Source organism: Granulicella mallensis MP5ACTX8, from assembly GCF_000178955.2.
GTDB lineage: Bacteria > Acidobacteriota > Terriglobia > Terriglobales > Acidobacteriaceae > Granulicella > Granulicella mallensis.
The window spans coordinates 1,241,947-1,254,366 of the sequence record NC_016631.1 but is presented as its reverse complement, the minus strand read 5'-3'; the positions used below and the strand labels follow the sequence as shown (position 1 = coordinate 1,254,366).

The 12,420-nt window shown below is 59.6% G+C and carries 8 protein-coding genes and 1 pseudogene; 5 read left to right on the top strand and 4 right to left on the bottom strand.

The window, feature by feature from the left end; translation table 11 throughout:
* Positions 1-382 precede the first annotated feature (382 nt).
* On the bottom strand, positions 383-2,023 hold the full coding sequence (locus tag ACIX8_RS05255; protein ID WP_014264287.1) for an RNB domain-containing ribonuclease: 1,641 nt from the start codon (positions 2,021-2,023) through the stop codon (positions 383-385).
* Positions 2,024-2,262: 239 nt separating this feature from the next.
* Here ACIX8_RS05255 and ACIX8_RS05250 point away from each other — a divergent pair.
* Positions 2,263-3,341: pseudogene (locus ACIX8_RS05250) on the top strand (IS30 family transposase).
* Positions 3,342-3,504: 163 nt separating this feature from the next.
* Here the strand turns inward: ACIX8_RS05250 and ACIX8_RS05245 are convergent.
* Together ACIX8_RS05245 and ACIX8_RS05240 are read right to left on the bottom strand one after the other, a co-directional pair.
* Positions 3,505-4,923: a radical SAM protein gene (locus ACIX8_RS05245; protein WP_014264285.1), complete on the bottom strand. Its 1,419-nt coding sequence runs from the start codon at positions 4,921-4,923 to the stop codon at positions 3,505-3,507.
* A gap of 308 nt (positions 4,924-5,231) precedes the next feature.
* On the bottom strand, positions 5,232-5,954 hold the full coding sequence (locus ACIX8_RS05240) for a prolipoprotein diacylglyceryl transferase (RefSeq protein ID WP_014264283.1): 723 nt from the start codon (positions 5,952-5,954) through the stop codon (positions 5,232-5,234).
* A 490-nt stretch (positions 5,955-6,444) separates the two neighbouring features.
* Here ACIX8_RS05240 and ACIX8_RS05235 point away from each other — a divergent pair, with 490 nt between their 5' ends.
* The 3 genes from ACIX8_RS05235 to ACIX8_RS05225 are packed head-to-tail and all read left to right on the top strand — an operon-like array spanning position 6,445 to position 9,621.
* The gene (locus ACIX8_RS05235) at positions 6,445-8,964 is read left to right on the top strand and encodes a 2-oxoglutarate dehydrogenase E1 component (protein ID WP_014264281.1); all 2,520 of its coding nucleotides are present in this window, start codon (positions 6,445-6,447) and stop codon (positions 8,962-8,964) included.
* A 43-nt stretch (positions 8,965-9,007) separates the two neighbouring features.
* Positions 9,008-9,325, top strand: coding sequence for a type II toxin-antitoxin system RelE/ParE family toxin (locus tag ACIX8_RS05230; protein WP_014264280.1), 318 nt, complete (start codon positions 9,008-9,010; stop codon positions 9,323-9,325).
* Between the two features lie 11 nt (positions 9,326-9,336).
* Entirely contained in the window at positions 9,337-9,621 is a 285-nt protein-coding gene (locus ACIX8_RS05225; protein WP_014264279.1) for a HigA family addiction module antitoxin, read from the top strand.
* 29 nt (positions 9,622-9,650) lie between these two features.
* On the opposite strand, the gene ACIX8_RS05220 is transcribed toward ACIX8_RS05225, so the two are convergent.
* Positions 9,651-11,339, bottom strand: coding sequence for an MFS transporter (locus ACIX8_RS05220; protein ID WP_014264278.1), 1,689 nt, complete (start codon positions 11,337-11,339; stop codon positions 9,651-9,653).
* A gap of 76 nt (positions 11,340-11,415) precedes the next feature.
* On the opposite strand from ACIX8_RS05220, the gene ACIX8_RS05215 reads away from it, so the two are divergent.
* Positions 11,416-12,417, top strand: a complete 1,002-nt coding sequence (locus ACIX8_RS05215; protein ID WP_014264277.1) for a hypothetical protein — start codon at positions 11,416-11,418, stop codon at positions 12,415-12,417.
* The last annotated feature ends 3 nt before the right edge of the window (positions 12,418-12,420 follow it).

Sequence of the window (12,420 nt, the reverse complement as noted above, 5' to 3'; positions counted from 1 at the left end):
CCGACGCACAGCAAAGCGAAGAGGCTCGCCAACCAGCGAGCCTCTTCGTTTTTGCCTTTGCTGTTGCCGTTCTGGCTTGTCATTCCCGCAGGGAATCTGCTTTTGTCGTTGCTTATTTTTCGTCGTCATCCTGAGCCGTAGGCGAAGGATGAACAACAGCTAATTTCAGGTGAGATCAATAGCTAAGAAGCGGCAATAATCCCAGCCCTGCAGGGGCTGCGCCATCATAGCCCAGGGTGAAACCCTGGGTTACTGAATGGCTACAAAGGTCGAGCCCTGAAAGGGCGATCTATCATGGGTGCCTCGATAGCTCGCTCCTCAGCATTCGTGGCTGCACGAATGCTGAGGGCCTTCGCGTACCGCTCAAGAGACTACGAAAAACCTACCGCCCCGACACCTTCGCAAAATCAATAAACGCCCGCGCAGGATCGGTATGAATCAACTTCACATTCACCTTATCGCCAACATCCAGCCCATCTTCTCCCTGCACCACACGTCCCTCGAACGGCGGACGAATCACCCGTACATACACGCCCTTGTCCGACGCCCCCGTAACCACACCCGGGAACACCTCGCCGATACGCGACGACATCGCCACCGCCGCCACACGCTTCTGCATGTCGCGTTCGATCTTACGCAGCGCCTTGTCCGCCTCGTTGCAGTGCTGGGCAATGGCAATGAGCTCGGCATCGCTATAAGGCGCAGGCTCGTTCGCAGCCATCGCATGCAGCACCCGTTGCGTCACCAGATCAGGAAAGCGCCGGTTCGGCGCAGTCGAGTGCGTATAGTCTCGCGCCGCCAAACCGAAGTGCCCGGTAGGATCGTCGTCCGGACGCATCAGCAGGTACTCGCCCGGCCCCATCAACTTGATCACCGCAACCGCAAGGTCAGGATAGTGAATCGAATCCGTCCGACGCTGCTCTTCGAGAAAGTTGTTGAGTTCCACGGAGTTCGGCACCGTGGGCAGGGAGCCTCCGTGCTGCGCGGCAAGCGCCACGATGCGGTCCCACCGCTTCGGAACGATCACGACGCGCTGCAGCCCCGAGCGTCCGCCTTTGCGCAACGCCCGTGCCATCACGCCATTCGCCGCCACCATCAGGTCTTCGATCAGGTTCATCGCGCGGTTTTGCGTCGCCTCATGCACGTCGATCACGCGGCCATCCACCACGACCGGATCGGCTTCCGCCTTATGAAACTCGAGTGCCCCGTTCTTCACGCGCGCCTCATGCAACGCCTGCGCGGCCTCATCCTGCAGCTTCAACTGCTCAACCAGCCAGTTCTGCGGCAACGATCCCGAGTCCAACTGCGCCTCATCATGCTCCCGCGCGCTGTCCGACCGCAACGACATCACATCGTTGTCCACCTTGCCCGCCGCTGTATTTTCCAGCCACGGTCCCACGCGTGAGTAAGCCAACTGCGCGCGGTTCCTCACCAGAGCGCGCGACACGGACTCGTCAAGCATCTGCCCCTCGGGTCCTACGGTAAAGGTCATCATCACGGCCTGGCGATCGCCGTTTTCGTTCAGCGACGTGAGACCGGTAGAAAGCTCCAGCGGCAGCATCGGAAAGTTCTTTACCGCGGTATAGATGGTCTGCGTCTGGTCCTGGGCATGCTTATCGATCGGCGAGCCCTTCTCGATCGCGGCAGCCACATCGCCAATCGCGACGCGCAGCTTGATCCCCCCAGCCACGCGCTCAGCAACTTCAATCTGATCGAGGTCCTTCGACGTATCGTTGTCGATGGACGACCAGCCCAGCGCGCGAAGGTCTTCGACTCCCGCCACAGGCTTCAGAGTCGCAAGCGTTGCCTCGGTCGCCGCAAGCTCCTCGGCTACGCCCGCACCGAACTCCGGCTTGAAGCCGGCGGCGTGCATCTCATCCAGCGCAGCAGACGCCAGATCGAACCCATGGCCGCCGTGCTGCTGATGATTTCCATTGTGCTGATCGTTGTGCTGCGGAGGGTGGCTCTCGGAGTGGCCATGCTGCTGTTGATTGTTTTGCCTGTGGCGATCATGTTCGGACATGCCCCGCAGACTATCACGCAGAGATGAGGATGGGTTTAATGGAGGAACAGATCGAGACTTACGCGATTTGCCGTTACCGTTGTCGTTGCTCTTGCTTTTCTGGCTTGTCATTCCCGCAGGGAATCTGCTTCTGTCTTTGCTGTTGCTTTTCTGGCTTGTCATTCCGAGCGCAGCGAGCGAACCTGCTTGGATTCAAACTCGAAGTGCAACATTTTCTTTTCTAAGGAGGAAGATGTTGCATGGGTCGAACGTACAAGCAGTTTTCTATGGAGGAGCGCTGTCTTCTGCAGACGCAGTTATCGATGGGTTGGAGGCCGGCGCCGGCCTCCAACGGGCGCGGTCCACGGTCACCCGGGAGATGGGTCGTAATGGCTGGCACGTTGCGCAGCCTAGTCCGAAGGGCGGTCGCCGGTTTATCGCCGGAGGCTATTCTGCGGTGACGGCAGATCGACGTGCCCGAAGGTTGCAGCGCATGCCGCGGGTTGCGCGCAAACTGGTTCCAGGCACCTTCGTGTGGGACCTTGTCGTGGCCGAGCTTGGCCGGGGCTTGAGTCCGGAGCAGGTTGGGTTCACACTCAGGCGTATGCCCGATCCGGTGCGTCTGTCGCACGAGACCATCTACACCGCGCTCTACGCCATGCCACGGGGAGAACTCCGCGCCCGCGTGATGACGATGCTGCGCCGCCGCCGGATGAGCCGCAGATCGCGCTCCAAGGCCGCTGTGGACCCCAACCGCCGTCACTTCATCGACCCCATCAAGCTCATCGACCAGCGGCCCGAGGAGGTGGGGCTTCGCCTGGTCCCGGGACACTGGGAAGGAGACCTGATCAAGGGCAGACTCAACCAGTCCCGTGTCGGGGTGCTGGTGGAGCGCACCACGCTGTTCCTCGCCCTGGTCAAGCTCGAAGACGGCTCGGCAAAAACCTGCGCGGAAGGCTTCGCCCGCATCCTCAACCGCTTCGCCTCCCAGATGCGCCGTTCCATGACCTACGATCAGGGACGAGAGATGGCCCAGCACAAGTGGCTGGAACAGCAGACTGGCATCGAGGTCTACTTCGCCCATCCCCACTCGCCATGGGAGCGCGGCATCAACGAAAACACCAACGGCCTGCTCCGACAGTTCCTGCCCAAGGGACAAGACCTCGGTCACTTCTCACAACAGCAGCTCGACGATATCGCCATGCTCATGAATGCTCGCATCCGAAAATCACTCGGAAAACGAGCTCCAGCTGAACTCTTCCTCCCAGAAGGAGCCTTCGACTTCGTTGAGTTCTGGCAAAATCCTGGTATGTTCACAAATGTTGCACTTGGGGCTTGAATCCAAGCTGCTTCCTCCCGTTCTTCGCCGGAACCACCCAGAAATCCAAGCGAAAAATCAAAAAGCGTGCTTCGCTACGCATAGCATTCATGGCGACACAAGCAAAAAGCGGGAGGAAGCAGATTCACTCGCTACGCTCGGAATGACAACAAAAAAACAAAAACTACACCGAAGCCAGCACCCTATCCCGCAACGGCTGCAACCGGCTTTGCTCCAACCCATCCCGATAAAACATGTTGTACGTATCGAACGGAATCAACCTCTTCGCATCCGGATGCGCGATATGAATACACGTCTTCTTGATCGAACGCAGATCGAAGCTCTGCGCATCGATAAACTGCACGATCAAAATCCGGAACAGATTGTCATACCCCAGGTTCTTCGGCGCAAGCACCTGCGGCAGACAACACAGCAGTTCCCGCAGCGTCGTCGCCTGCGACTGCGGAGAGTGGTTCGTCGCAAACAGCTTGAAGATGTGGTTGCGAACAGCCTCATCCCGCTCATAGATGATCGTGTTCCGCCCACCCTCGATGAGCACCTGCGGATCGATCATCCCCGTCAACGGAACCACCTTGCCGCCCAGCTTCATCGCATAGCCCATCGCCAGGCTGTCCGGATGGCACGGCACCGGAATAATATCCTCCGGCCTGAAGGTGCTGGTCTGCTCCAGGATGCGCCGCCGCACCTCGCTCAACGTCAGCCGATGACGCGCCGGGTCATACCCGGCCAGCCTTCCCGCCTGCTGCACCGGCTGGAACGTCACCCCGCGCACGCATGGCTGCTGCAACGCAAAGTCGACGATGCTGCCCATCTCATCGTCGTTCACACCGCGCTCTACCGTGACGACCAGCGTCGTCGAAACATTCAGGCGGTTGAGCTTTTCCAACGCCTTCTCACGAATCGATCGCAGATCAGCGCCGCGCAACTGCATCAGGGGATCGCTCCGCTGCGAATCGAACTGCAGGTAGAGCTCGAACTGCGGCATATAGCCCGCGAGCCGCTCCGCGAAGCCGTCTTCCTGCGCAATTCGAATGCCGTTCGTGTTCACCATCAGGTGCCTGATCGGCCTGCGCTTCGCCGCATCGAGCACCTCGAAGAACTGCGGATGGATCGTCGGTTCGCCACCGGAGATCTGCACCACATCCGGCTCCAACTCATTCGCCACCACCATGTCGAGCATCGCCTCGATCTGCTCCATCGTCCGGTAGGTCGTGCGATGCGGCCCGCTCTCCGCATAACAGATCGGGCAGCTCAGATTGCACGCATCGCAGATCTCGATCAACGACAGGCACGAGTGCTGCTCGTGGTCCGGGCACAGCCCGCAGTCGTACGGACAGCCATACTTCACCGGCGTGTTGTAGTGGTCCGGCATCTCCGGCGGTTTCAGAAATACTTCACGGCAACGCCGGTAGTAGTCCACATCATCGGCCATCAGCACGCGCTCAAACCCATGCTCCGGACAGCGCTTCAGCAGGTAGACATTCCCGTCCTCGAAGACGATCTTCGCGTCGATGCGCCGATAACATGTGGTGCAGATCGATACGGCTGTGTCATAGAACAAATAGTCCCGTGTCTTCGCCATTACTCGCCACCCTTTTGATCGTCTCTCTGAGCTGTAGCTCAGTTTGCCCTTCAAGCCAGGCCGTGTGCTTTTATTTGCTGCTGGTATTTAGGATCACTGCGAGGATCAGCCACAAGACTCCGACAACCACTCCGACGATCGATGCGAATAGCACCACCACGCCTGAAGCAAAGAGAAATCCGGAGAGGCTATGGTGCGACAGGGCACCTCCAGCACCACAAAGCCCTAAGGACAGGAGAAGTCCCGCTGCAGAGATCGCAATGACTATTGCAGGAGTTCTCACTCCGGAACGTTGCTGTTGATTCGGTTCAAGCACGCTGCACCTCTCGCCTACGAATTACCTCACTTACAGCCAGCACAACCAACCCTGCGACACACGCCCACTGAATCAGGTTCATCCCAACAACCAGTGGCTGCGGCTTGATGAAGTCAATCACCAGCCGCCAACCAAGATACGCCGCTAAAAATTCCCTGAATACCTGCCCTGTAACATGCGGCCTTTTGTTCCATTGCCACAACACGCCCGCCAGCAACGCCAGAAAGCAGAACTCATACAACTGCGTGGGATGCCGCCGCACTCCATCGCCAAAATCGACGCCCCAGGGCAAGGACGTTGCCGTTCCATAAGTGTCATCCGCAAGTCCCGCGAAAAAACATCCAACTCTGCCGATCGCAATGCCCACGCATAGCGGCACGGCAAACAGGTCGCCCGTTCGCGATCTCACGCCAGTAAGCCATTTCGCAATCTCGACTGCGATCCATCCGCCCAGCAGTCCACCGACGATCGTCTTACCACCGGGCCGCAGCACATCGCTCCAATGCAGGCCAATCCGCGGAGCCTGTTCAGCCAGCCCCAGCAGGCGGCTTCCCACCAGCGCCCCAATGGCAGCAGCAGCAATCACGGTCCAGCGCCGCTCGTCGGTCAGCGCATCGCCTTGCCGGGCACGGCTCCAGCGATACACCGCAAATCCACCCACATACCCCAGCGTCTCAAACAGCGGATGCAGTTCGGAATGGAAGATCGTCGGCAAGATACAGCGAGTGTAGCGAACTTAGTTGCCTTTGCTGTTGCCTTTCTGGTTTGTCATTCCCGCAGGGAATCTGCTGTTGCTGTTGTCTTTGCCGTTGCCTTTCTGGTTGTCATTCCGACCCTGAGCGCAGCCGAAGGGGAGCGAACCTGCTTCCTCCCGTTCTTCGCCCGAACCACCCATACAATCCAAGGCAAAACGAAAAGCACACATCTGCGCCACATGGCATTCGTGACGACACCCACAAAAAACGGGAGAAAGCAGATTCACTCGGCGATGCCTCGGAATGACAAACCAGAAAAGCAAATACCAAAACCCGTCCCGCCAGGGCATAAACGCAGCTACGCACACCTAAAACCCTCATCCTGCAAGACAAAGAGCAACCCTGGCCTCAACCTCCAGTCACTCTTCAGGTTCGAAATCCCGCATTAACGCCCGAATATCGAACACCCATTCCAAACGCTATAGCGAAAGGTCTAGCATAGATAGTGTCATGCCGACGAAGACGCCCACTCCATCGAAGCCTTCCCCCTCAGTCAAGACCTCTCCCGCAAGCAACAATGGCACCGCAGCGACCACGCGCGAAACCACCTTCGACATCTTCCGCCGCTGGGGTTATCTGCAGGCCTCGCTCGATCCACTCGGCCAGTATCTTCCGCCCGAGCCCTTCCCGACTCCTGCGCCCGATGGCGCGGACTCCGAAGAAGCGCGCCGCTACTACTGCGGCTCCATCGGCGCGGAGTTCATGCACATTCCTTCGCCCGAGAAGCGCGCCTGGATCCAGGAGCAGCTTGAGCGCGACCTGCCGGCGGCAGACACAGCGCGCATTCTCACCGGCCTCATCCGCGCGGACATCTTCGAGCAGGTGATCCAGCAGCGCTATCTCGGCACCAAGCGTTTCTCGCTCGAAGGCCTGACGGTCCTCATCCCCTTCCTCGACCAGGTCTTCACGACCTCAGCCGACAACGGCGTCACACGATCGGTCTTCGCGATGAGCCATCGCGGACGCCTGAACGTCATGGTGAACACGATCGGTCGCGCCTCCGAAGAGGTCTTCACCAAGTTTGAAGATGTCGACCCGCGCAGCATCATGGGCGGCGGCGATGTGAAGTACCACACCGGCGCAACGGGAGACTTCGTCACCCCCAACGGCAAGAGCATCCACCTGCACCTCGCCTCGAACCCCAGCCACCTGGAAGCCGCAGACCCAGTCATCATGGGGCGCGCACGGGCCTATCAGGAGCGCATCGGCCAAGCCGGACGGAAGCAGGTGCTGCCGCTCATCATCCACGGCGATGCGGCCTTCGCGGGTCAGGGCATCTGGGCCGAAACGCTCAACCTTGCCTCTCTGCATGGCTACAACGTCGGCGGAACGATCCAGGTCATCGTCAACAACCTGCTCGGCTTCACGGCGCTACCTGAGGAGTCCAACTCCTCGCGCTTCGCCAGCGATCTCGCCAAGCGTCTGCCGATCCCGATCTTCCACGTCAACGCCGAAGATCCGGAAGCAGTTGCACGCATCGCCATACTGGCCGCCGACTATCGCCACACCTTCGGCTCCGATGTCGTCGTCGATCTCATCGGCTATCGCCGCCACGGCCACAGCGAAGTCGACGACCCAACCGTCACGCAGCCGCGCCGCTACGCCCTCATCAAGGACCATCCTCCGCTCTATAAGCTCTATGCCGAGAAGCTGGGTGTAGATACCACCGCTGAGATTGCTGAGGTACAGCAGGAGTTCCTCGAAGACCAGAAGAGCGCGACCCACGCCGAGCACAAGCCGACGATGCACACCCTGCCCGAGTATTGGGCCCCCTACTACGGCGGACGGCTGCGCGTGGATGACAACCCCAACACAGGTCTTGACGCTGCCGAGATCACCTCTCTGACGAAGGCCATCACGACAGCGCCCGAGGGCTTCCACCTGCACCCCAAGGTGAAGAAGACCGTCCTCGACCAGCGCATCGAGATGGGCGAAGGCAAGAAGCCCTTCGACTACGGCACCGCCGAGCTGCTCGCCTATGCCTCCCTGCTCAAGGCAGGCACTCCCGTCCGGCTTACCGGGCAGGACTCGCAGCGCGGCACGTTCAACCAGCGGCACTCCGTGCTGATCGACATCGAGACCGAGGTCCGCTACTCGCCGCTCAGCAACATCGCTCCGAACCAGGGCCACTGGGAGGTCTACAACTCTATGCTCTCCGAGGCTGCCTGCCTCGGCTATGAGTATGGCTTCTCGCGCGACTTCCCCGAAGCACTCACGCTGTGGGAGGCGCAGTTCGGCGACTTCGCCAACGGCGCGCAGATCATCATCGACCAGTTCATCTCCGCCAGCGAAGCCAAGTGGGGTCTGCTCTCCGGCCTCGTCATGCTGCTGCCGCATGGCTATGAGGGCCAGGGACCGGAGCACTCCAGCGCACGCATGGAGCGCTACCTGCAGCTCGCCGCTCAGGACAACATCCAGATCGCCCAGCCCTCGACCGCAGCCCAGTACTTCCACCTGCTGCGCCGCCAGGCCATGCGCAAGTGGCGCAAGCCGCTGATCGTCTTCACACCGAAGTCGATGCTGCGTCATCCGGACGCGATGTCGAGCATCGCGGACCTGGGTAAGGCTTCGTTCCAGAATGTGCTGCCCGACAACGAAGTGCAGAACCCTCGCCGTCTTCTGGTCTGCACCGGCAAGATCGGCCACAACCTCCGCGTCGAGCGTGCCAAGCGCAATGACATGAGCGTCGGCATCGTCTTCGTCGAGCAGCTCTATCCCTGGCCCGAAGCAGAGCTGAAGGCCGCCCTCGACCAGCATCCGGACGCGACCGAGATCGTCTGGGTCCAGGAAGAGCCGGCCAACATGGGCGCTCTCTCCTTCGTGCAGCCAAGACTGAAGCGCGTGGCGGGAGACCGCCCCGTCCTGACCGTGAAACGCACAGCCAGCGCCAGCCCCGCAACGGGTTCCGCAAAGGCCCACGAGATGGAAGAGAAGACGCTGATCGACCTGGCCCTGGGACATGGGCTGTAACCCATCTCTAGGACAAAGACGAATCAACTCACGCTGACAATATTTGACGATAGTAACGCATCGCATTATTATCGAATTCGTGATTGTGAGCTTCCGAGATGCCGATACGGCGTTGCTGTGGGACACAGGCAAAAGCCGCCGTATTCCTGCAAACATCCACATATCGGCATGGAAGAAACTCGCAATTCTCAATGCCGCTCTCGAACTGGAAAACCTGACAGTTCCACCAGGCAACAGGCTTGAGGCATTGAAAGGTGATCGTAAAGGTCAACATAGTATCCGGGTGAACGATCAATATCGTGTGTGTTTCATCTGGCACGATAAGAACGCGCACGATGTAGAGATCGTGGACTACCACTGAAGGAGGGTAAGATGCCCCAGCCATTCGCAATCCATCCTGGAGACATCCTGCTGACCGAGTTCATGGAACCACTCGGTCTCACGGCATACCGTCTCGCAAAGGACCTGCATGTCTCTGTTCCCCGCATGAACGACGTAGTGCGAGGCAAGCGTTCCATTTCAGCCGATACTGCACTTCGGCTCGGCATCTACTTCGGACTACCGGCACAGTTCTGGCTGAATCTCCAGAACGACTATGACCTCCGCCTTGCTAAGAGTAACGCGTTAGCAAAAGTACAACCGCGGCTTGCGGCCTAGATCCCCCCAAATTCCCCACATTGCGCCTCTTACGACGCCGATCCCTCGGCATGCTCCGCCACTTCCCTCGCCCATATCTGGTGCGAGACCGTAGGCGTTCCATCGCCGCGATGCAGCGCATACACCTGTTCGCGAATCAGGTGGTCTGCCGCCGTCATGCGCTCACGTGAACGCAAATAGTCCAGCCAACTCTCCATCACGAAGGTCTCGTTCAGATGTTCAGGATCTGCCGCATCGCGGTAGATCCCCCAGCGCACCGCACCGCCACGCAGGCGCACCGCTTCAAGCGAGTGAATGACCCGAGAGAACACCGCATAATTCTCCAGCGGAATGCGGTAGTCGATCGAGATGCGCACCGGGCCGTCATCGGGATCGGGCATCGTCGCCAGAGTCGGTAAGGGACGCTTCCACTTGTACGGCGTCAGGTCCGGCAGCTCGCCCTTCAGAATGTGGATGCGGGACATGAACGGAATCGACAGAGCCATACCAACCGCCGAACAAATCAACGCCGCCTTCGTCGAACTGCGCTGCGCAATAACGCCCCAAACCACGCTGCCCAGTGCCATTCCTCCTTGGAACGTCATCAGGTATGTGCCCAGCGCGCGAGCGTAGACCCATCCCGGCACCGAGAGCTGCACCGACACATTCAGCGTGGACATCGTCGTCGTCCACGCAAAACCCGCGCCAAGCAGCGTGAGGATGGCCACAGCGGGAACATGAACAAAGGCCAACAACAGCAGCGTCACGACATAGTAGACCGAAGTAATCGCCAGCAGCTTGTCTGCGTCGATATGACGACGAATCCTCGCCAGCGATGTAGCTCCCATGACCGCCCCTACCCCAAGAGAGCCGTTCAGAATGCCATAGCCCATCGCACCGTGATGCAAATCCTGCTTGGCCACCAGCGCCAGCAACGACCACACCGCGCTGACAAAGAAGGTGAACGTAAACGCACGAATCAGCGGCCCTTGCAAGCTCGGCGCATAACGCAGATAGCGCAGCCCCGACCGCACTGAGCCAGCCATGCGTTCCGCAGGCAGCGCGCTCTTGAAGAGCGGCGTGCGCTTCCATCGCCACAGAATCCAGATCACCCCGGCAAACGATGCGGAGTTCAGCGCAAAGACCCAGCCCGCGCCTTTGTGAGGACTCATGAACGCCGCGATCATCAGACCGCCGAGCGCAGGCCCCACCGCGCGTGCAATATTGTTGCTCGCGGCATTCAGCGTAACGGCGCTGGGAATATCTTCACGCGGCACCAGCTCTGGCACAATCGCCTGCCACGCAGGATTGTTCATCGCCGAACCGATGTTGAGCATGAAGGTAAGCAACAGCAGCATGACTGGCGAAACCACACCGAAGAAGGTCAGCACCGCAAGAATCGCGACGCTGCCCAGCATCCAACACTGCCAGAAGATCAGCAGCCGACGCCGTTCATAGATATCCGCGGTCGCTCCCGCAAGCAGGCCAAGAAACAGCACCGGCAGGCTCGCCGCCGTCTGCATCAGAGCGATCAGCAGCGGCGAGGTCGTCAGTACCGTCATCAGCCACGTGCCGGCGGTGTCCTGCATCCACGTGCCAACGCTCGATACGGTAGACGCGATCCAACGATCGCGAAAGAGAGGGATTTGCAGTGGAGCGAAAGCGCCAGCGCTCTTGCGCAGCGGATTCTGCTCCGGAGGCGCGATATCGGTTGAATCTACCTGTCCCGTTTGACCCACGATTCTTTGATGCTACCCCGCCTGGGGCAGCCTTCGCGAATGAACCTGCTTCCGGGGACAAACGTATATTGAAAATATGACTCGGAACCTCGTGCTCTCCGCGACGATGCTGCTCACCGGATGCTTCGCCACCGCGCAACAACCTGCGGCCACACCCGAGCCCGCTCCTATTCAAATCCAGGCAACACCAGACGCACAGGAAAAGCCTCTGCCGGATGTTCGAGAACTGCTGCTCGCCGTCGAAAAGAATCAGAAGACCATCGAGGCCCAGCAGAAGGACTACACCTATCACGTCCACCAGGAAGAGCAGGACCTCGACGGCAAAGGCAACGTAAAGAAGATGACCGTGACCGATGCGGAGAGCCTGACGATTAGCGGCGTTCGAGTCAACCGCATCGTGGCTCGGAACGGAAAGCCTCTCACCGACGACGAAAAGAAGAAGGAAGACGAGCACATCAACAAAGAAGTCGCCAAGGCTCACGCGCGCCAGGAAAAAGCACAGGACAAGGGCAAAGACACTGACTCACGCGGCGATGAGACCATCTCCGCCTCGCGCATCCTGGAGCTTGGTTCTTTCACCCATCCACGCCGGGAGATGCTTGACGGACGGCCGACGATCATCGTCGATTACGCCGGAGATCCCAAGGCCAAGACACACAATGCATCCGAAGGCGTTATCCGCGACCTGGTGGGAACCGTCTGGATCGACGAGGCGGATCAAACGATGGTTCGCAGTGAGGGACACTTCCTCAACGACTTTAAGATCGGTGGCGGCCTCGTCGCGGACGTGCACAAAGGGGCGAGCTTCAGCTTTCGGGCGCAGAAGGTGAACGGCGAAGTCTGGCTGCCGGCGCAGCTCGACGGGCAGGGTAATATCCGCGTCCTGCTGTTCGCCGGGATCAATGGCCGGATACACCTCGTGACCTCCGACTACCGCAAGTTCCGCGCCACTTCAAGGATCCTTGGCAGCAACGGTGTTATCGGACCGGATGGCCAGCCGCTACCCGATCAGCCTGCTCCAGCCTCAACACCCGATCAGAGCGCACCGCCAAAGCCAGACGAGACACCTAAACCCTGAATC